This window comes from Nitrospirillum guaranorum, assembly GCF_034653275.1.
GTDB lineage: Bacteria > Pseudomonadota > Alphaproteobacteria > Azospirillales > Azospirillaceae > Nitrospirillum.
Map to the genome: position 1 here is coordinate 83842 of NZ_JAYEES010000004.1, position 20206 is coordinate 104047.

Here is a 20206-nt window from a genome sequence, read left to right on the forward strand (position 1 = left end):
CGTTTTTCGAGACTGGTCCCGGGGATGGGGACCCCGGGGATGGAGACAGAGTGCTGGCCGACCGGCGGGCGGTGCTGGCCTTCTGGGTCGGGTGCGCCGTGGTGACCGTGGGCGTGGTCCTGCACCTGCCCATGTTCCTGATGGCCAAGGACGTCGGCTATCGCCTGGCCGATATGCCCATGGACATGGGCATGACCATCGGCATGGGCCTGATCGTCGTGGGCGTCCTCATCGCCGCCTACGGCCTGCTGCCGCGCAAGACGGCGGTGGCGGCCGTCGACCTGGCCGTGGTGCATGACGACGGTCCGCTGCGCGCGGCGCACTGGCGGCTGATGGCGGTCATCGTCGTGGCCCTGGTCATCGACGTCATGAAGCCGGCCAGTCTGGGCTTCGTCCTGCCCGGCATGCGCGATGAGTATGGCGTGGACAAGATGACCGTGGCCTGGCTGCCCATGGCGGCGCTGGCCGGCACGGTCGTGGGATCCCTGATCTGGGGGGCGCTGGCCGACGTCTATGGCCGCCGCGCCTCCATCCTGCTGTCTTCCGTCATGTTCGTCGGCACCTCCATCTGCGGGGCCATGCCCGATTTCTGGTGGAACGTGGCCATGTGCTTCCTCATGGGGGCGGCGGCGGGCGGCATGTTGCCCGTGGCCTACGCCCTGCTGGCGGAAACCATGCCGCTGCGTCATCGCGGCTGGAACCTGGTGCTGGTGGGCGGCCTGGGGGGCATCGGCGGCTACCTGGCGGCCAGTGGCCTGTCAGCCTTGCTGCAGCCCCTGTACGGCTGGCGCATCATGTGGCTGCTGAACCTGCCCACCGGCCTGATCCTGGTCTTTCTCAACGGCCAGATCCCGGAATCGCCCCATTTCCTGCTGCTGCGCGGCCGCCTGCGCGAGGCGCAGCGCACGCTGGCCCGCTTTGGCGCCGCCCTGACGCGCGAGGCGGAGGGCGCGCCCGCGTCCAAGGGGGGCGAGACCCACTTCCTCAGCGGCCGCACCCTGGCCCTGACGGTCACCGCCCTGGCGTGGAGCTTCACCAATTTCGGGCTGCTGCTGTGGCTGCCGGCCGAATTGACGGCGCGGGGCATGGATGTGGTCGTGTCCAGCCGCCTGTTGGCGGCGTCCGCCCTCATCGCCTGCCCGACCATCGCGGTGGCGGCGCTGCTCTATTTCCGCTGGAGCACGAAGTGGACGCTGGCGCTGATGATCGTCGTCGCCATCGCAGGCCTGGGCGGGGTCATGCGCCTGGGCGAGGGGGCCGGCCTGCTGGACGTGGTGGCGCCGGTGGCGCTGCTGATCGTCGGCAGCAACGGCATCCTGGCCGTGCTGCTGCCCTACACGGCCGAGAACTACGCCGTGGGTCTGCGCGGCCGCGCCACCGGATGGGTCGCCGGATGCAGCAAGGCCGGCGGCCTGGTGACCCAGTGCCTGGCCATCGCCGCGCTGGTGCCGAGCCTGGGGACCCTGGCGCTGGCCATCTGCGGCCTGATGGCGGCCTCGCTTCTGCTGGTCATCTATTTTGGATCGGAAACAAGGGTCGGCCGGCGGGATGCGGAACCCCCGCCGACGGCCGCGGCGGCGGAATCCGGCGGGGCGTGAGGCGACCTGTTCCGGCGGGCTACCCCGACCGTCTGAATTCTCCGCAGCCCGCCATAACGGCACCATAGCCATTTGGCGCTGAGCGAACGGAGTGTTGGCGACGGCATGCCCAACCTGATCAACAAAATCGCGACCTGGTGGCTGGGCGAGGACGAGCAGCCGGCGACGTCGTCCCGTCCCGCCCGCTCGCGCGCCGTCGAGCCCATCACGCCCGAGGCCGGCCCGGACGCCGGCCCGGATGATATCCAGGACAGGCTGGGCGCCATCCTGGAGCATCAGGCGCGGGTCAGCGCCGGCACGGTCCAGCTTCTGGGCCTGGAAAGCTTGAAGGAAAAGCTGGGGTCCCGCTGGCCGTCGGTGCGCGACCGCGTGCACCAGCTGACCGAACGACTGCTGAACCAGTCGCTGGGCCCTGGCGATGTTGTCTTCCCCTATGGCCCCGACACCTATCTGGTGGTCTTCGCCCAGATGGACGAACGCGCGGCCGGCCTGCTGTGCGCCCGCGTGCTGCAGGACCTGCAGCGCCTGCTGCTGGGCGATGCCGACACCGCCACCATCGTGGTGCGCACCGCCGTGCGCCAGGTCACGGGCGACCTGGTGCTGAAGCCCCACCGCCTGGCCGACCTGCTGGCCGGCACCGCCCGCGTCGAGGCCGTGGCCAAGGGGCGGGAGGAGGCGGCGTTGGCAAAGGCCGCGCCCGGCTGGACCGACTTGCACGGCGCGCCGGGCCGGGGCGGGGGCGGCACCCTCATCCAGGACGCGGCCGGCGGTTCCGGCGATCCCGGCTGGATGCCCTTGCCCAGCCAGGGTGGCCGGGCGGGCGCGGCGGGCTTCCGCCAGGGTGAGGTGACGGCCGCCTGGGCCGCGCATGGCCAGCTTGGGCCGTTGGAAGTCGTCTATCGCCCGGTCTGGGACGCCAACCACCAAGCCCTGTGCCTGTATATCACCCGGGGGCGGCGCATGCGCCGGGGCGGCCAGGCCGTCTATGGCTACGACACCATCCCCCAGGCGGCGGGCGCCCAGGCGGCGGGCGGCGGGACCCTGTCGGCCGAAACCCTGAACGCCATCCTGGACCTGGATGAGGAAGCGATGCGCCAGGCCATCGCCGCCTATCTGGAACTCTATGACAACCGCTTCCGCTTCTTCCTGTCGCTGCCCGTGCATTACGAGACGCTGGCCGGGGTGCAGCGTCGCCGGTCTTACGTGGCGCTGGCCAGCCGTATCCCGGCCCACCTCATCCCTTTCCTGACCTATCATCTGGTGGGCCTGCCCGAGGGCACGCCCACCGGCCGGCTGGCGGATTTCGTAACCGCCCTGCGCCCCTTCGGCCGCAACCTGATGGTGGGCGTGGCCCTGGGGCGCCAGGACATGGCCACGCTGGCCGCGGCGGGGGTGAAGGGCGTGGGCGTCATCCTGCCCGGCGCCGGCGACAGGATGGCCGTCGATCACCCGGGGGCGGAACGGCCCAGCCCGGAACGGGTGGCGACCGACCTGGGCCTGGTGGCGGCCGAGGCCCGGCGCCATCGCCTGAAACTCTATGTCGAGGGCGTGGACTCGGCGGAGACCGAGGGGCTGGCGGATCGCGTGGGTGCCGACTTCATCGCCGGCGACCTGATCGGCGGTTGGACGGAAACGCCGGAACACATCGTGCGCATGTCCCGTGTCGACCTGCTGGCCAATTCCCGGCAATCGCCCCCTTAAAAAGCATTTGGCAGCAGAAGGACGCTACCGCGCCTTGGGGCCCGGCCGCTGGTCGGGGGCAGCTTGGCCCACAGGCGCCGCGCCTCCGCCGGGTCCTTGGGCGCGCCGTCGCCGTTCTCGTACATCTGCGCCAGCAGGGCTATGGCGCCCTGCTCGCCGCCGTCCGCCGCCTTGCGCAGCCAGTGCAGCGCCTGGGCGTCGTCGCGGGCGACACCCTCGCCCTGGCGGTATTGGAAGCCCAGGGCGAACTGGGCGGGAACCCAGCCGCGTTCAGCGGCCATCATGTTCCAGCGCGCGGCCTCCACCGGGTCCTTGGGGACGCCCACGCCGGCCAGGTAGATGGCTCCCATCTGGCCCTGGGCGCGGACGAAGCCCTGGCTGGCCGCCTGCTTGTACAGGCGTGCCGCCTCCGTCGGGTTGGGCGGCACGCCGGCGCCGTTCTGGTACATCCAGCCCAGGTTGGTCTGGCCGGCGGGGTCGCCCTGGCGGGCGCCCAGGGTGTACAGGCGCACCGCCTCCGCCACGTTCTTGGGCACGCCGCTGCCGTTCTCGTAATGCCAACCCAGGCTGACCTGGCCGCGGGCGTTGCCCTGGTCGGCCGCCAGCTTGTACAGGCGCGCGGCCTCCGCCGGATCCTTGGGCAGGCCGTTGCTGCCCTGGTCGTACAGCACCGCCAGCCCCACCTGGGCCTGGGCGTTGCCCTTCTCCACCGCCTGGCGCAGATAGGCCAGCGCCTTGTCCTGGTCCACGGCCACGCCCAGGCCCTGCCCATAAATCTTGGACAGCTCCACCATGGCGCCGGCGTCGCCCTGGCCCGCCAGCTGGGTCAGCGTGGGCAGCGCCCCGGCGTAGTCGTGCCTGGCCATGGCCAGCCGCGCCATGGCCAGGTCGGACGCGTTGTCGGCCCAGGCCGGCCCGGTGCCTCCGCCGAACGCCAGCAGGGCGACGACGGCCAGGGACATGGCCAGCTTCGACAGGGGGCGGGCGGTTTGGTGCGGGGATCGCGGCATGGGGTATGGTCCTTGGCCGAAAATGAAGGCCCGTCAGGTCGGGCGCAGAACGTCGCGCAGCCAGCGGTTGGCGGGGTCCTCGTCACTGGCGCGATGCCAGTAGAGATTAAACGCCAATGGCGGCATGTCCAGAGGCAGGGGCAGGGTGACCAGGGCCCCCCGGCTGCCGTCCACCAGCGGCTGGCTGTGGTGCCGGCCCATGGTCAGCAGCAGGCCACCACCTTTCAGGCCCGCCTCCGCTACCACGCGGCAGGCGGTCTCATACCGTTGGCAGCGTAGCGAAATTTTCCGCTGTATGCCCAGGCGCAACAGGGCGTAGTCCTCCACCGCCGGACCGCTGCGGCGGGAGGAGACGGCGATGTGCGCCGCCGTCCTATACCCCTCCAGATCAACGGGGGCACGGCCCGCGGCCGCGACCAGGCAATAGTCGTCGCTCAACAGCGGCAGATGGCGCAGGTCGGGGTCGGGCGCCAGCGTCACGTCCACCGCCAGGTCCATGCGGCCCCGCGCCAGGTCGGCCTTCATGGTGGCCCGGTCCAGCCGCACGCTGTCCAGCCGGGGGCTGGCACCCTCCGCCAGATGCCGGCGCAGGCGGGCCATCATGGCCGGCAGCAGGGCGGGCTCCACCGCCTCGGGCATGGCGATGACGGCTTGGCGCAAATCGCGGTCCGGCTGGAAATCCTGCGCGTCGGCCAGGGCCCGGCCCAGGGCCGCCAGCGCCTCGCGCACCCGGGGGGCCAGGCGGCGCGCCAGGGCGGAGGGCGCCACGCCCCGGCCGTCGCGGGGGAACAGCGGTTCGTTTCCGGCACCCGTGGGCCCCGTCCCCAGGTGCGGGCCCAGCTGGTCGCGCAGGCGGGCCAGGGCATGGCTGACGGCCGATTGCGACAGCGCCAGCTCATCCGCCGCCCGCGTCAGGCTGCGTGCCCGGTAGACGGCGTCGAACACCCGCAACAGGTTCAGGTCCAACCGGGAAAGCAGGCGAATATCATGAACATCATTCATGGTTTATCGCGCATAAACTTCCCATCCGTTCATGTCAATCCGGCGCTACACTCCGCCCTAACAAAGGGAGAGAACGCCGATGGACTTCCAGCCCAGCGCCCGCGGCCAGGACTATCTGGACCGTGTCCGCCGCTTCATCGCCGACCACATCGCCCCGGTGGAGGCGCAGTACTGGCGCGACGTCGCCGCCCATGACGGCCCCGACTGGACCGCCTGGCGGGTGCCCCCCAAGATGGAGGAGCTGAAGGCCCGGGCCAAGGCCGAGGGCCTGTGGAACATGTTCCTGCCCGACGCGGAATTGGGCGCCGGCCTCAGCACCCTGGAATACGCCCCCATCGCCGAAGCCACGGGCCACAGCCTGATGGCGCCGGAGGTGTTCAACTGCAACGCCCCCGACACCGGCAATATGGAGGTGCTGTGGCGGTACGGCAGCAAGGAGCAGCAGGAACGGTGGCTGAAGCCCCTGCTGGCCGGCGAAATCCGCAGCGTCTTCAGCATGACCGAGCCCGAGGTGGCCTCCTCCGACGCCACCAACATGGCGGCCACGGCGGTGGTCGAGGGAGACGAGGTGGTGGTGACCGGCCGCAAATGGTGGTCCAGCGGCATCGGCGATCCCCGCGCCCGCATCGCCATCGTCATGGCCCGCACCCCGGATGAGAACCGCGACCGCCATCACCAGCATTCCATGGTGCTGGTGCCCCTGGACACTCCCGGCGTGCGCATAGAGCGCATGCTGCCCGTGTTCGGCGCTTGGGATGCCCCCCACGGCCATGGCGAGGTGGTGTTCGACCGGGTGCGGGTGCCGGCCGGCAACCTGATCGCCGGCCCCGGCATGGGGTTCGAGATCGCGCAGGGGCGCCTGGGCCCCGGCCGTATCCATCACTGCATGCGCTGCCTGGGTGCCGCCGAAGCGGCGCTGGACCTCATGATCCGCCGGGGTACCAGCCGCACCGCCTTCGGCCGGCCGCTGATCGATCTGGGCGGTAATCGCGAACGGGTGGCGGAGGCCCGCGTGGCCATCGACCAGGCCCGCCTGCTGACCCTCTATGCCGCCTGGAAGATGGACAAGGTCGGGACCCAAGCGGCCCTGACCGAGATCTCCGCCATCAAGGTGGTGGCGCCCAGCGTACTGGAACGGGTGGTGGACGACGCCATCCAGATGCATGGCGGCGCCGGCGTGTCGGGCGACACGCCGCTGGCCGGCTTCTACGCCCAGGCGCGGTCCCTGCGCCTGGCCGATGGGCCGGATGAGGTGCACAAGGCCATGATCGCCCGCATCGAGTTGGCCAAGCGCGGCTACAAGAAAACACCGGCATGAGCCATCGGCAGTCGCCGGTAGAGGCCGCGATCGCGGGCTGAGGGGGCTTTGATCCCTGGATCAAAGGCTGATGAAGAATAAGGGGAGGGTTGAGGGCATGGGCATCACACCGAAGACGGGGCCCCAGGGCGGGCGGATCTTCATCACCGGTGGGGCCAGCGGCCTGGGCCTGGCGCTGGGCAAGCGTTACGCCCGGGCGGGCTGGCGCGTGGCCGTGGGCGACATCAACCCCGACGCCATGGCGGCGGCGGTGGCGGAGCTGTCGGCCATCGCGCCCGACGCCTTCGCCATCCCCTGCGACGTGCGCGGCGACGCGGCGCTGGACGCGGCCGCCCAGGCGCTGACCCAGCGCTGGGGCGGGGTCGACATCGTCGTCAACAACGCCGGCGTGGCCCAGGCCGGCAACATCGACGACACGCCGCTGGACGACTGGCGCTGGATCATCGACATCAACCTGATGGGCGTGGTGCGGGGCTGCAAGGCCTTCACGCCGATGTTCAAGGCGCAGGGCCACGGCTATTTCGTGAACACCGCCTCCATGGCAGGCCTGCTCGATATGCCGACGATGAGCGCCTACAACGCCACCAAGGCGGCGGTGGTCTCCCTTTCCGAGACGCTGCAGCACGAACTGGCGCCCAGCGGCATCGGCGTCAGCGTCATCTGCCCCTCCTTCTTCAAGACGAACCTGGCCAGCAGCCTGCGGACCACCGACCCGCGCCTGCGCGCCCGGGTGGACAAGCTGCTGAACCGCCCCGGCATCACGGCGGAGGATGTGGCCGAGTACGTGTTCCAGGGCGTGGCCGCGGGCCGGTGCCACCTGCTGCCGCACAAGGAAGGCCGCCGGTTCTGGCTGCTGAAGCGGCTGATGCCGCGGGCCTGGTACGTCGCCATGATCGACAAGCGGGCGCGCAGCATGGCCACGCCGTCGCGCAGCGGCGTCGCGCCAGCCCCGGCGGGCGCGACCACGCCCGGGTCGCGCGGGTGACGGCGGCGTCCGTGGCGGGGGGCGCCCCGCCCCGTCCCGTGACCGACCGGGCGGGCCCGGTCCGGCCGGGTGAGGATCTGGACGCGGCCGTGATCGACCGCTGGCTGAAGGAACGGCGGCCGGACCTGCGGGGCCTGCCCGTCGTGACGCAGTATTCCGGCGGGGCCAGCAACTGGACCTATCGCCTGGCCTATGGCCAGGACGGGGCGGAGGGCGACTTCATCCTGCGCCGGCCGCCGGCCGGCACCAAGGCCAAGTCCGCCCACGACATGGCCCGTGAATTCCGCGTGCAACAGGCGCTCAAGCCGGTCTTCCCTTGGGTGCCCACCATGGTGGGGCTCTGCCAGGACGAGCGGGTCATCGGTGCCGACTTCTACGTCATGGAACGCATCGCGGGCGTCATCCCCCGGGCCAACCTGCCGCGCGGCCTGGACATGGGCCCCGATGCGGTGCGCCGCCTGTGCCTGGCCATGGTGGACAAGCTGGTGGCCCTGCACCGGGTGGATCCGGAGGCGGCCGGCCTGTCCGCGCTGGGCAAGGGCGACGGCTATTGCCGCCGCCAGGTGGAAGGCTGGTCGGGCCGGTATCAGAAGGCGCGCACCTGGAACGTGCCCTCTTTCGCCAAGGTGCGGGCCTGGCTGGCGGCCAACACCCCGGCCGACAGCGCCGCCTGCGTCATCCACAACGATTGGCGCTTCGACAACCTGGTGCTGGACGCGGCCGACCCCACCCGCGTCATCGGCGTGCTGGACTGGGAAATGGCCACCATCGGCGATCCGCTGATGGACCTGGGCGGGGCCCTGGCCTATTGGGTGCAGGCGGATGACGACTTCTTCATGCGCTCCATCCGCCGCCAGCCCACCCACCTGCCGGGCATGCTGACGCGAGACCAGGTGGTGGCGCACTATTTGGCGGCCATGGGCGACCGGCTGGACGCCAAGGCGGTGGATTGGACCTTTTATGAGGTGTTCGGCCTGTTCCGCCTGGCCGTGATCGCCCAGCAGATCTATTACCGCTACCATCACCGGCAGACCCGCAACCCGGCGTTCAAGCGCTTCTGGCTGCTGGTGACCTACCTGGATTGGCGGTGCCGCCGCATCCTGCGCCGGGCGGGGCGGTGATCCCATGGTGGCGCTGCATCTCGTCCGCCATGGCCAGGCTTCCTTCGGGGCGGATGATTACGACCGGCTGTCGGCGCTGGGCGTCGCCCAGGGCCGGGTGGTGGGGCAACAGCTGGGCGCCCGGCTGGGGGCGGCGGACATCGCCGTCGTCAGCGGCAGTCTGAATCGCCACCGCGACACCGCCGCCGCCTGCCTTGAGGCCATGGGCCGGGGCGGCGTGGCCCTGTCCATCGATCCCGACCTGAACGAATACGACCCCACCGACGTGGTCGCCTGCCATCGCCCCGATTTGGCCGACGCCGCGGCGCTCAGGGCGGAACTGGCCACCGCGCCCGATCCCCGCCGCGCCTACCAGGCCCTGTTCGCCGAGGCGGTGGCCCGCTGGATGGGCGGGGAACACGACGGGGACTACGCAGAATGCTGGCCGGTGTTCCGCAACCGGGTGCTGGCCGGTTTGGCCCGGGCGGCCCAGCGGGGCAACACCGTCCTGGTCTTCACCTCCGGCGGGCCCATCATGGTGGCGGTGCAGGCCGTGCTGGGCCTGGATGACGCCGGCGCCCGCCAGGTGCACTGGGCCCTGGTCAACGGCGGCGTCACCAAGCTGCTGGCCCCATCCAGGGCCGTGGGCAGGGTGGGGGCGGGCTGGTCGCTGTCCAGCCTGAACGAGCAGGCGGGCCTGGACGGGCCCAACGGCCTGCTGACCTATCGCTGAGGAACCAAGATGCCGGCCAAGACCATCCTCATCACCGGTGCCAGCTCCGGCTTGGGCCAGGGCATGGCCCGGGAATTCGCCGCCCTCGGGCGGGACCTGGCCTTGTGCGCCCGCCGGACCGGGCGGCTGGAGGCCCTGCGCGACGAACTGCTGAAGGCCCAGCCCGGTATCCGTGTCGCCATCCGCCCGCTGGATGTCACCGACCACGCGGCGGTGTTTGAAACCTTTCATGCTTTCGATACCGAAATGGGCGGGCTGGACCGCATCATCGTCAATGCCGGCATCGGTGCCGGCCGGCGCGTCGGCACCGGCCACTTCGCTGACAACCTGGCCACCGCCCAGACCAACTTCGTGGCGGCACTGGCGCAATGCGAGGCGGCGCTGGAATTGTTCCGGTCCCGGAACAAGGGGCACCTGGTGGTCATCTCTTCCATGAGCGCACTGCGCGGCCTGCCCCGGCACCTGACCACCTACGCCGCCACCAAGGCCGGTCTGGCCGCCCTGACCGAAGGTATCCAGGCGGACCTGCTGCGCAGCCCCATCCGGGTCAGCAGCATCCTGCCCGGCTATATCCGCACCGAACTGAACGAGGGCGCCAAGCGCCTGCCCTTCGCCGTCTCGGGTGACGTGGGCAGCCGCCTGCTGGTGAAGGCCATCGAGCGGGAACCGGCCAAGGCCTATGTCCCCGCTTGGCCCTGGGCCTACATGGCGCCGGTCCTGAGACTGCTGCCCCTGTCACTGGTGGCCAAGCTGGCTTAGGCGGCCTTGCGCCGCCAGCGGCGCCACACCAGCCGTAGCAGCCAGCCGGCCAACACCACCACGGGGGTCCAGGGCAGGACGCGGGCGGTGAAGGTCATGACGTTCGCCAGCGACTCCACCAGGATGTCGATGAATTCCTTGGCGGCGGCTTTCAGGGGTTGCCAGTTCACACCGGCAGGCTGGGCCGCGTCCGCGCCGACGCCTTCATACTGGATGTCCACCTTCACCATGTCCGTCTGACTGCGGAGATACTCGCGCTGGGCCGTGGTGCTTTCGATGTCGCCCTGTATCTGGGCGATTTCCCGCTCCAGGTTCAGCAGGTCGCCCACGTTCTTGGACGGCGTCTCGCGCAGCAAGGTGGTCAGGCGGTCGCGCAGCGCCGCCTTGGTTTCCAGCCGTTTATCCAGGTCCAGGACGACCGTCGTCTTGTCCTCGCTGACTTCGGAATGGCTGGTGATTTCCGCCGGCGGTGCGGCCAGGCCGGCGGCGAAGGTGGCGAACGCCGACGGTGGCAGGCGCAGGGTGGTATGGGCGTTCACCCACCGTGGGCCACCCCGGTTCAGGCGCGATTCCAGAATCTCGCAACCGAGGGAGGCACACAGTTCCAGATGATGGCGCTGGGCCGCCTCCACCGCATCGACAGGCAGGCTCAGGGTATAGCTATGGCTGACGGCGACATATTTGCGCTGGCTCGGCACCTGCGACGGGGTGCCAGGCGCCGCGAAGGACATGTGGACGGGTCCCACCGCCGGCGGTGTCGCGACAATCGCCGCGCTGCCCGTGACGACCTCCGCTCTCTTCTCCGGCGCCTTGCCACAGGCGGTGACGGCCAGGCAGGCGGTCAGGACCAGTGGCAGGCGAGGCCCACGGACACAGCCCATCATTTGCGATCCCCATCGGCAAATTGTGTGATGGGCGCAGACTAAAAACCAAGGGTGGCGGATGTGCGGAGGAAACGTGGCGTTATCGCCACGATCCGTCTATCGCCGCAACCAGGGCGCGGCGGGGGTCCAGAAGATGATGTCCACGCCCAGATAACGCTCGGCGTAATCCACCAGCGCTTGCCTGGTGAAGGGCTTGCCCGTCTTGGGGTCGGTATAGGTCAGGGTGGGTTCCTGCACCGCCATGGCCACCAGGGGCAGCCGGCCCTTGTAACGGTTGAAGAAGGGGTAGGCGTTGGCCAGCTGGGCCTTGCGGCCGGGCACGATGTCCGGCCCGCCCAGGCCGACGCCGTTGGCGGCGGCGAAGGCGAACAGGCGGGACATGTAATGGTGGTCGTCCCCCCACTCGCAGGGCCAGAAGTTCACATACTGCACCACCTGGGATCGGGTGAAGGCGCGGCGGGCGGCCGCCAGATTATCCAGCGTGGCGTCGACATAGGCGTCGCAGCTGAAGCCGGAGTTGGGCTGGCGTGGGTCCAGGTCGGCTGAGGTTTCCGGCAGGGTGACGGCCAGAACCCGGCCGTCGAAGCGCGCGGCCAGCGCCGCCAGCAGGGCCTGGAAACGGGCGCGAAGCGCCGGGTTCCACTGCGCGGCCACCCAGCCCTGGGCCAGGGGCTTGCCCTGGCCCGGCCGGTCCACCTGCGCCACCAGCCCGCCGCCATAGACGGGGTTGGTCAGCAGATAGTCCGGCAGGTTGCGCGCCGTGGGGCTGAAGAAACGGTCCTGCACCTGGATGACCAGCGCCTTGCCCAGGGGTTCCAGCCGCGCCAGCGCCGCGTCGATGGCGCCGAAGTCGTACCGGCCTTGCGCCGGCTCCAGGCTTTTCCAGGAATAGACCACCTGCACCCCCTCCACCTCCGGCCGGCGGATGACGGCGTCGTTTCGCGCCAGGCCATCCGCCGGCATGTAGAGGAAGGTGCGCGGCGCCGCCCTTGCGGGCAGGCTGAACAGCAGGGCGGCGAGGAGGCAGGCGATCGGGCGGATCATGGCGGGGGTGATACGGCGGACAGGGCGAGAGCCTGTGTTATATGAGCCGAACGCTAATCTTGGCGTCGCAGCAGGCGCCTTAGCGGATGACGAAGGACCCAACCGGCCAGCAGGATCAGCGGCAGCCAGGGTAGAAGGCCAGCGATGGTAGCGATAAGCGTGGCGGCGGCGTGGACCATGGTCCGGCCGAAGCCCTTGAACGCGTTGCTGATGGGTGTGAGATCGGTATTCCCGGCTACCGCCGCCTCGCCGCTATAGTCGATATCGACCCTCACCATCTCCGTCTGTCGGCGCAGATAGTCGCGCTGCGCGGTCAGGCTTTCGATTTCCCCCTGGGCGTTGGCCAGCTCTCGTTCCGCCGCCACCAGGTCGGTGACCGCCATATGGGTAGGACCATGCATCAGAGCCGTCAGGCGGTCGCGGAGGGCGATCTTGCTTTCCAGGCGCTTGTCGGTATCCAGCACCGTAGTCGTCATGTCTTCGGTGGCGGTGCTATGCGCAGTAACGCGGACCGGCGCTGCCGTCAGGTCGGCCACCAGCGCCGCCACCTGCTGCGGCGGAATGCGGAGGGAGGTCCGGGCCGTAATGCGGTTGGCATAGCTATGGTCCAGGCTGCTGTCCAAAACGAGGCAGCCCAGCTTGGCGCAGGTTTCCAGATGGCGATTCTGCACCGCCTCAACCGCGCTGGCCGGCAGGCTGAGGCTGTAGGATTGGGTGATGGCCAGATATCTACCCTGCTCGGCCTCTCCTCGTCGGGCGCCCGTCACGACGATCTCTTCGGTGCCGGCCTTGTCCGCCATAGGCGCCCGCGCGGCAATGACGGGCGGGGGTGGCGGTGCCGGCACGCTGTTGGACATCTCGTTGTCACATCCCGCCAGCGCCAGCATGGCTAGCATCGCGACCGTCAGACTCCGCCCCGTCCCTCTCATGTTCCCATCCCCCCGGAAGGTCGCCGTGCTGAAACGCGGCGTTAATACGAAACGGTATCGACCCTTCCGGCTGAATACAACCAGGAATGCCAAGGGCTTCCGCGAAATAAATATTAGGTGCTGCGGTTAAATCCTGTCCAATTGGTCATGTTTTTTCGGCGATGCCGCCGGCGACCATTGACAGGGCGGGGGCGGACCGCCATCAACGGGGCGCGGGTGCTGCGGTTGCGAAACCAAGGGGGCGGTTGGTGGTGAAGGCAAGGACCTGGCCGGTCATGGCCGTGGTGGTGGCGATGGGGCTGTCGCTGCTGGGGGCCGCCGGTGCCCGCGCGGCCCAGGCCGGCACGATCCAGGCCGGCACGACCAAGCCGGTGGGAGCGGCGGGGGAATCGGCGCCCTTCCTGATCGTCAGCGACATGCATTTCAACCCGCTGGACGACGCCAGCCTGGCCGCCCGGCTGGACGCCGCACCGGCCAAGGACTGGCCGGCCATCCTGGACGGCGTGGCGGGCCGCCGCCTGTCGCCCTTCGGCCGGGACAGCAACTGGTTCGTGCTGCGCTCCGCCCTCAACGCCATGCGCCAGGCACAGCCGCACCCGGCCTACATCCTGCACACCGGCGACATGCTGGCCCATGACTTCCGCGACACGTTCGAGGCGGCGCTGCCGGCGCACAAGGGGGATGAGGTCGCCTACCGCGCCTTCACCCTGAAGACGGTCACCACCCTGCTGGAAGCCCTGCGCCGCACCTTTCCCGGTGTCCCGGTGCTGACGGCGCTGGGCAACAACGACAGCTATTGCGGCGACTACGCCGTGGAGCCCAACGGCCTGTTCCTGGGCGACACCCTGCCGCTGCTGACCCGGGGTTTCGGTCGCCCCCTGATCGGCCGGGCCGATCAGGACGGCATCGGGCGCGACTGGCGTCAGGCCGGCAACTACGTCGTTCCGCACCCGACCCTGAAGGGCGTGCGCATCCTGTCCTTCGACACGGTGATGCTGACCCGCAAGTACAAGAACAGCTGCGGCCGGCCAGACGACACGCCGCAGGACACCACGCTGACCTGGCTGCACCAGGCCCTGGCGGACGCCAAGGCCGCCGGTGACAGCGTCTGGCTGATCACCCACGTGGTGCCGGGCGTCGATGGCTTCGCCACCGCCAACAACTGGTCCAAGGCGGCCAAGGCGGCCGCCGCGGCCGGCCAACCGATACCCGCCTGCACCGCGCCCGTGGAACTGTTCGCCCCCGGCATGGAGGCGCGGTTCGAGGCGGAACTGGCGCAGTATTACGACATCATCAAGGTGCTGTTCGCCGGTCACATCCACATGGACGATCTGCGCCTGGTGGGGCCGCCGGGGGCCGGCGTGCCCGTGCTGGTCACGCCCGCCGTCAGCCCGGTCTATCAGCAGAGCCCCTCGTTCAAGCTGGGCCAGGCGGCCACCGATGGCTCGATTTCCCACCTGACGACCTACTATCTGAACAACCTGAGCGATCATCCCAGCGTGAAGACGGCGCGTTGGGTGCCTGAGTATGACACCGCCCAGGCCTGGGGCGCCAAGTCGCTGACGCCCGACACCCTGCGCGCCGTCATCGCCCATATCCGTGACAGCGGCCCCGCCCGGGCGCTGTACCGCAGCATCTACAGCGTCGCCCGGCCCCAGGCCTCGGCCATGATCCCGGATAACCAGGCCCTGTATCTCTGCGCGCTGGATAACACCTTGGTCGATGCCTACACCCGCTGCGCCTGCCCGGCCCCTTGAAGGAGCAACGATGTTCGTCCGCGCCCCCGTCCTTGTCCTGTTTCTGGCCCTGTTCCTGACGACCCTGGCCGGCTGCGCCAACCAGGCGGCACCGGTGGCGGATTTGCCCAACCTGGGCGTGGTGAAGACCCAGCTTGTGGCCTATCACGACAGCGGCGCCTATGACCGCGACCTGGCGCGCGTGGCGGGGCAGGCCGGGGCCCGGATCAAGGCGCGTGTTGCCACCCTGCCGGTCGGTTCCCGCCCCGCCCTGGTGCTGGACATCGACGAGACCTCGCTCAGCAACTGGCCGCAGCTGAAGATCAACGACTTCGGCTACATCAAGGCCGGCGGCTGCGATCTGGACCGGGGGCCCTGCGCCGCCCCGGCGTGGGAGATGATGGGCCGCGCCACCGTGATCGCCCCGACGCTGGAGCTTTACCGCCAGGCGCGCGCGGCCGGCGTCGCGGTCTTCTTCATCACCGGCCGGCCGGAAGGGGAGCGCGAGGCCACCGCCCGCAACCTGGCGGCCGCCGGATATGAGGGCTGGGCCGGCCTGGTGCTGCGCGCCCCCGGCGCCCACGGCTCGGCGGCGGATTACAAGGCGGCGGAGCGGGCCAAGATCGAGGCGCAGGGCTACACCATCATCGCCAACATGGGCGACCAGGACAGCGACCTGGCCGGCGGCCACGCCGAACGCACCTTCAAGCTGGCCAATCCCTTCTACTTCATCCCCTAAATCCTTAAGCCGGCCCGTCAATCTTGCAATTAAAGCGGGCCGCCCGCATCCTCGGCCCCGACCCCGCGCGACGGCGGGGGCCAGCGCCGCGCGGGGCGGCGGAGCGTATGCCTTGGGGGGCGGGGATGAGCGGGGAGATCGACGCGGCCGGCGGCCTGGTGGAAGCCGGCCTGGTGGCCAGGGCCATCGAGGGCGAGCGGCACCACACGGCCGTCAGCCATGAGGACGGGCACCACCGTTGCGCCAATTGCGGCGCGCATCTGGCTGGCGCCTATTGTCACGCCTGCGGACAGCCGGGGCACGTCCACCGGTCCATGCTGCACATCGCGGAAGAGTTCTTCCACGGCATCCTGCATTTCGACAGCAAGGTCTGGCGCACCTTCCCCATGCTGGCGTTCCGGCCGGGCAAGCTGACGCGCAACTATGTCCACGGGCACCGCGTGCGCTATGTCTCACCCCTGGCGCTGTTCCTATTTTGCGTCTTCCTCATGTTCTTCTCCCTGTCCTTCATCGATACGCCCAACAAGGTGATCAACGGCGACGCGTTGAAGAACCTGGACCACAAGTCCATGGCCGACGGCCGGGTGGAACTGGAATCGGCGGTGAACGACGCCAAGGCGGAACTGCAGGAGGCGGAAGACGATCTGGCCGAGGCGCGGCAGGATGGGGGCAACGTCGACAAGGCCACCACCCGCCGCGACAAGCGCCAACAGGAACTGAAGGTGGCGGAGGCCGTGCTGAAGGCTTTCGACACGGCTGCCGCGGCCGGCCTGAAGGCGACGGAGAAGGCCGGACAGGCGGTGTCCGGCGCGTCAGTACCGGCCTCGGCCGGCGCCCAGGCTCCCGCCTCGGTTCCGGCGGAGGGTGCGGCGCCTCCGGCGCCCGCGACCGCCCCCGACGCGGCGGCGTCTTCCGCCGGGCCCGAGGCCCAATCCCATAAGCCCACCAAGGAAGAGCATCGCCAGCAGCAGATGGCCAAGCTGTTTGGAAGTACGGACGAGGAACCGGCCACGGGGGATGAGCCGTCCTGGGCGCGGGCGGCCAAGCGGCTGGCCGATTCCAAGGAGATGTTCGATGTCGACCTTGGCATGCCCAAGCTGGAGGAACACATCCGCCATGCCCTGCGCAATCCGGAGCTGACGCTCTACAAGATGAAGGAATCGGCGTCCAAGCTGTCCTTCCTGCTGGTGCCGCTGTCGGTGCCCTTCATCTGGCTGATGTTCCTGTTCAAGCGCGGCATCTACCTCTATGACCATGTGGTCTTCGCGCTCCACTCCCTGTCCTTCATGGCCGTGCTGACGGCGGTGGCGGCCCTGGGCTCACGCGCGGGCCTGGGGGCGGCCGCCATTGGCGGCCTCATGTGCTTCGTCCCGCCCGTCCACATGTACGCCCACCTGAAGGGCGCCTACCGCCTCGGCACCTTCGGCGCCCTGTGGCGCACCATGGTGCTGCTGTGGGTGGCCCTGCTGGCGCTGACCTTCTACCTGGTCTTCATCGTCTCCATGGGGCTGGTGGAGTAGCCCGCGCCTAGTCCAGGCTTTCGGTCAGGCTGGCGGCGATGGCGCGGGTGGGTGTGGTGGCGTCGGGATTGGGCAGGGCCAGCACCCGGCGGCCCTGATGGGTGTAGGCCAGCGCGGCGCGGATCTCAGGGTCGTTGCGGAACAGCGCCATGAAGGACCCGTCGGCATAGGCCTGGTACAGCCCGTCCTGCAGCATGTCGGCCAGGCGGTCGTTATGCTTGGCCACGAAGAAGTAGAGGTAGAAGTCGCGGTAGAGCAGCGCGACATCGCGGGCCACCGTCACCGGCACGCCGGCCTCGCGCGCCCGTTCCACCTCCTGGTCGATGTCCAGGCTGCTGCGCGGCACGGCGTCGGCGCCGCCGGTGGCGACCTCGTTGTACAGGTTGCCGGCCGTCTCATGCACCGTCTGGCCGGCGGCGCGCAGCAGACGGGCTTCGGGCCAGCCCGGCCCCTGCGCCAGCGACAGGGGCGTGCCGGCGCTGATCTTGGCCTGCGCCGCCTCATTCACCGCCAGCAGGCGATAGCCCATCAACCCCCGGTCCAGCGGCACCCGCACCGGCTGGAAGTGCGCCTCCAGCGCCGGCGCGGTGGGCAGCCAATAGACATCCACCGTGCCGTTGTCCGGCTGTTCCAACAGGCGCAGCACCTGCGCGGTGGGGAGGGTGTGGGTGTCGATCTTCAGCACATAGGGCCGGCCGCTTTTGTCCAGGGCCAGCTTCAGCACTTTCAGCACATAGGCGGGGGCCGTGCCCTGGTTCAGGGCGTGCACCACCAGCGGCGCCGGGGCTGGGACTGATGCGCCGGGCATGGCCAGGCCGCCCGCGTCGACTGGATCGTCGCTGGCGGCCAGGGCTGGCACGGCCCGGGATGTCAGGAGGGCGAGGGCCAGGCACAGGGCGGCCCGCCGCAAAAAGAGTGGCTGAAAAGCGAACCGCGACGCGGGCATGACCATGGTGTGAACACATCCCTTCGGCCCCTTCTGCCAAGGGGCCGTTGTCGCGTGGTGGTGGCGGGCCCTTCTGGGCCTTGGTGCGGCCGACCTTATCGGCGGCCTTCTCCCGGGGCGACCCTAGATCCCTGGGGACCAGGGTTGCCTCAAGTGGGTAAGATTACGGCAATAGGATTAGCCAGTCGTTAAGGCTTGAGCATTAGGCCGCCCGGCGGGATTCGGCGTAATCGGCGGCGCCTGTCTTGCGAGGGTGCGACATTTACGCACGCGCCCCCTGACTATCCCACAGTACAGATAAAGCAAATTCGAAAATTATCTATAATAATCAAATAATTAATAACGCCGACCCAGCGGGATTCGGCAAGTGTCTGTTAATCCCTCTTTAATTGGGGGCGGGGGATCAAGGGGCGTCGTCTCAACGGGCTGCCATTGGCCGTCCACAGCAAGCCGCATCCAGGAAAGGGCCCTCATCATGACAGCCTGGCGCAACCTCTCCATCCGCCTCAAGGTCCTAACGGCTTTCCTGGTGGTCTTCTTGGCGACGCTGGGCCTGGGGCTGTTCGGTCTCAGCCGAACAGAGGCCGTGAGCAACACCGCCGCCGACATGCGCGACAATTGGCTGCCGTCGACGGCGCTGCTGGGCCGCCTGGGCGTGGCGGTGGCCGACGCCCGCGTGGTCGAGGGGCGGGTGGTCATCGCCGCCGGCGCCAACGACGCGGCGCTGATACAAGCCACGGGCAAGCAGTACGTCAGCGCGGTCGCTGCCGTGGAGAAGGCGCGCGCCGATTACCAGCCGCTGGTGACCGCCGGCACGGATGACGAGCGGTTGATGAAGGAGTTCGACGCCAGTTGGGCGCAGTACAAGGCCATCGCCGCGCGGGTCCAGGATATGGTGGCCAAGGGTGAGGTGGCGCAGGCGCTGCCGCTCTATCTGGGCGACGGTCTGAAGCACTACCAGGCGGCGCGCGATGCCGTCATTGCCGACAACGACTTCAACGGGAAAGAGGGCAAGAAGGCCGCCAACGCGGGCCAGGCCCTGTCCGACAGCGCCGTGTGGATGACCTGGGTGGCCATCGCGATCACCGCCCTGCTGTGCGGCGGCGCCACGGTGGTCATCGTCTCGGGCGTCGTCCGTCCCATCACCCGCACCACCGGCGTGGTCGAGACCATGGCGGCCGGCGACCTGGCGGTCATCGTCACCGACACCGACCGGGGGGATGAGGTGGGCACGCTGGCCCGCGCGCTGGAGGTGTTCCGCGATGGCATGGTGAAGGCCCGCGACCTGGCGCAGGCCCAGGAGCTGGAGCGTCAGGCCAAGGAACGCCGCGCCGTGGCGCTGGAAGGCCTGGTCCAGGGCTTCGAGGCCAAGGTGGCCCAGCTGGTCGACGCCCTGGCGGGCGCCGCGACGGAGATGCAGGCCACGGCCGAGAGCATGGCCAGCACGGCCGAGCAGACCAACACCCAGTCCAGCGCCGTGGCCGCCGCCGCCCAGCAGGCCTCCGCCAACGTCCAGACCGTGGCCTCCGCCACGGACGAGATGGTGGCCACGGTGCAGGAGATCAGCAGCCAGGTGGAAAAGTCGCGCACCATCGCCACCAAGGCCATCCAGGAGGCGAACGACACCAGCGGCACCGCGCGGCGCCTGGCCGACAGCGCCCAACGCATCGGGGAGATCGTGCAGCTGATCAGCGACATCGCCGGGCAGACCAACCTGCTGGCGCTGAACGCCACCATCGAGGCGGCGCGGGCGGGGGAGGCGGGCAAGGGCTTCGCCGTCGTGGCCAGCGAGGTGAAAAGCCTGGCCAACCAGACGGCCAAGGCGACGGGTGACATCGAAAGCCAGATCGGTGAGATCCAGGGCCTGACGTCGCAGGCGGTGGCCGCCATCGAGAGCGTCAGCCGCACCATCAACGAGATGTCCGACATCGCCATGGCCATCGCCTCCGCCATCGAGGAGCAGTCGGCCACCACCTCGGAAATCGCCCGCAGTGTGAACGAGGCGGCCAAGGGCACCGAGGACGTGTCGCGCAATATCACCGGCGTGCATCAGGCGGCGGTGGCCACCGGCGCCGCCGCCGGCCAGTTGCAGGACTCCGCCCGCGACGTGTCGCACCAGGCGGAGGATCTGAACGCCGAGGTGTCGCGCTTCATCACCGGTGTGAAGACCGCCTGATCCAGCCTTGACGCGTTTCCCAGCGG

General features: G+C 69.5%; 17 protein-coding genes. 11 read left to right on the forward strand and 6 right to left on the reverse strand.

Annotated features, from left to right (window positions below; genetic code table 11):
* Nucleotides 1-50 precede the first annotated feature (50 nt).
* Nucleotides 51-1598, forward strand: a complete 1548-nt coding sequence (locus UAJ10_RS22145; RefSeq protein WP_322917439.1) for an MFS transporter — start codon at nt 51-53, stop codon at nt 1596-1598.
* Between the two features lie 105 nt (nt 1599-1703).
* Entirely contained in the window at nt 1704-3299 is a 1596-nt protein-coding gene (locus UAJ10_RS22150) for a hypothetical protein (RefSeq protein ID WP_322917440.1), read from the forward strand.
* On the opposite strand, the gene UAJ10_RS22155 is transcribed toward UAJ10_RS22150, so the two are convergent.
* Together UAJ10_RS22155 and UAJ10_RS22160 are read right to left on the reverse strand one after the other, a co-directional pair.
* Entirely contained in the window at nt 3296-4309 is a 1014-nt protein-coding gene (locus UAJ10_RS22155) for a tetratricopeptide repeat protein (RefSeq protein ID WP_322917441.1), read from the reverse strand. The two genes, UAJ10_RS22150 and UAJ10_RS22155, sit on opposite strands and share 4 nt — an antisense overlap.
* A gap of 33 nt (nt 4310-4342) precedes the next feature.
* Nucleotides 4343-5311, reverse strand: a complete 969-nt coding sequence (locus tag UAJ10_RS22160) for a LysR family transcriptional regulator (protein WP_322917442.1) — start codon at nt 5309-5311, stop codon at nt 4343-4345.
* Nucleotides 5312-5390: 79 nt separating this feature from the next.
* On the opposite strand from UAJ10_RS22160, the gene UAJ10_RS22165 reads away from it, so the two are divergent.
* From UAJ10_RS22165 to UAJ10_RS22185, 5 genes are all read left to right on the forward strand, one after another.
* Complete coding sequence (locus tag UAJ10_RS22165) at nt 5391-6629, forward strand: acyl-CoA dehydrogenase family protein (protein WP_322917443.1); 1239 nt, start codon at nt 5391-5393, stop codon at nt 6627-6629.
* Between the two features lie 97 nt (nt 6630-6726).
* Nucleotides 6727-7614 carry an SDR family oxidoreductase gene (locus UAJ10_RS22170; RefSeq protein WP_322917444.1) on the forward strand — a complete coding sequence of 296 codons (888 nt, stop codon included), beginning with the start codon at nt 6727-6729 and terminating at the stop codon, nt 7612-7614.
* Nucleotides 7611-8735 carry a phosphotransferase family protein gene (locus UAJ10_RS22175; RefSeq protein WP_322917445.1) on the forward strand — a complete coding sequence of 375 codons (1125 nt, stop codon included), beginning with the start codon at nt 7611-7613 and terminating at the stop codon, nt 8733-8735. The genes UAJ10_RS22170 and UAJ10_RS22175 overlap by 4 nt, the downstream gene beginning before the upstream one ends.
* A gap of 4 nt (nt 8736-8739) precedes the next feature.
* A complete protein-coding gene (locus tag UAJ10_RS22180) occupies nt 8740-9447 on the forward strand; it encodes a histidine phosphatase family protein (protein ID WP_322917446.1) in 708 nt (235 codons plus the stop codon).
* Nucleotides 9448-9456: 9 nt separating this feature from the next.
* Nucleotides 9457-10206 (forward strand): SDR family oxidoreductase, encoded by a 750-nt coding sequence (locus tag UAJ10_RS22185; protein ID WP_322917447.1) that lies wholly within the window; start codon nt 9457-9459, stop codon nt 10204-10206.
* Here UAJ10_RS22185 and UAJ10_RS22190 read toward each other — a convergent pair.
* The 3 genes from UAJ10_RS22190 to UAJ10_RS22200 all read right to left on the reverse strand — a co-directional run bounded on the left by UAJ10_RS22190 (nt 10203) and on the right by UAJ10_RS22200 (nt 13030).
* Nucleotides 10203-11090, reverse strand: coding sequence for a DUF4349 domain-containing protein (locus UAJ10_RS22190; protein ID WP_322917448.1), 888 nt, complete (start codon nt 11088-11090; stop codon nt 10203-10205). The genes UAJ10_RS22185 and UAJ10_RS22190 overlap by 4 nt on opposite strands.
* A 96-nt stretch (nt 11091-11186) precedes the next feature.
* Nucleotides 11187-12134: a beta-galactosidase gene (locus UAJ10_RS22195; protein ID WP_322917449.1), complete on the reverse strand. Its 948-nt coding sequence runs from the start codon at nt 12132-12134 to the stop codon at nt 11187-11189.
* Nucleotides 12135-12187: 53 nt separating this feature from the next.
* A complete protein-coding gene (locus UAJ10_RS22200) occupies nt 12188-13030 on the reverse strand; it encodes a DUF4349 domain-containing protein (protein ID WP_322917450.1) in 843 nt (280 codons plus the stop codon).
* A gap of 281 nt (nt 13031-13311) precedes the next feature.
* Here UAJ10_RS22200 and UAJ10_RS22205 point away from each other — a divergent pair, with 281 nt between their 5' ends.
* The 3 genes from UAJ10_RS22205 to UAJ10_RS22215 all read left to right on the forward strand — a co-directional run bounded on the left by UAJ10_RS22205 (nt 13312) and on the right by UAJ10_RS22215 (nt 17058).
* Nucleotides 13312-14820 carry a metallophosphoesterase gene (locus UAJ10_RS22205; protein WP_322917451.1) on the forward strand — a complete coding sequence of 503 codons (1509 nt, stop codon included), beginning with the start codon at nt 13312-13314 and terminating at the stop codon, nt 14818-14820.
* A gap of 10 nt (nt 14821-14830) precedes the next feature.
* Nucleotides 14831-15538, forward strand: a complete 708-nt coding sequence (locus UAJ10_RS22210) for an HAD family acid phosphatase (protein WP_322917452.1) — start codon at nt 14831-14833, stop codon at nt 15536-15538.
* Nucleotides 15539-15663: 125 nt separating this feature from the next.
* Nucleotides 15664-17058 (forward strand): DUF3667 domain-containing protein, encoded by a 1395-nt coding sequence (locus UAJ10_RS22215; RefSeq protein WP_322917453.1) that lies wholly within the window; start codon nt 15664-15666, stop codon nt 17056-17058.
* Between the two features lie 7 nt (nt 17059-17065).
* On the opposite strand, the gene UAJ10_RS22220 is transcribed toward UAJ10_RS22215, so the two are convergent.
* On the reverse strand, nt 17066-17917 hold the full coding sequence (locus tag UAJ10_RS22220) for a hypothetical protein (RefSeq protein WP_322917454.1): 852 nt from the start codon (nt 17915-17917) through the stop codon (nt 17066-17068).
* 562 nt (nt 17918-18479) lie between these two features.
* Here UAJ10_RS22220 and UAJ10_RS22225 point away from each other — a divergent pair.
* On the forward strand, nt 18480-20180 hold the full coding sequence (locus tag UAJ10_RS22225; protein WP_322917455.1) for a methyl-accepting chemotaxis protein: 1701 nt from the start codon (nt 18480-18482) through the stop codon (nt 20178-20180).
* The last annotated feature ends 26 nt before the right edge of the window (nt 20181-20206 follow it).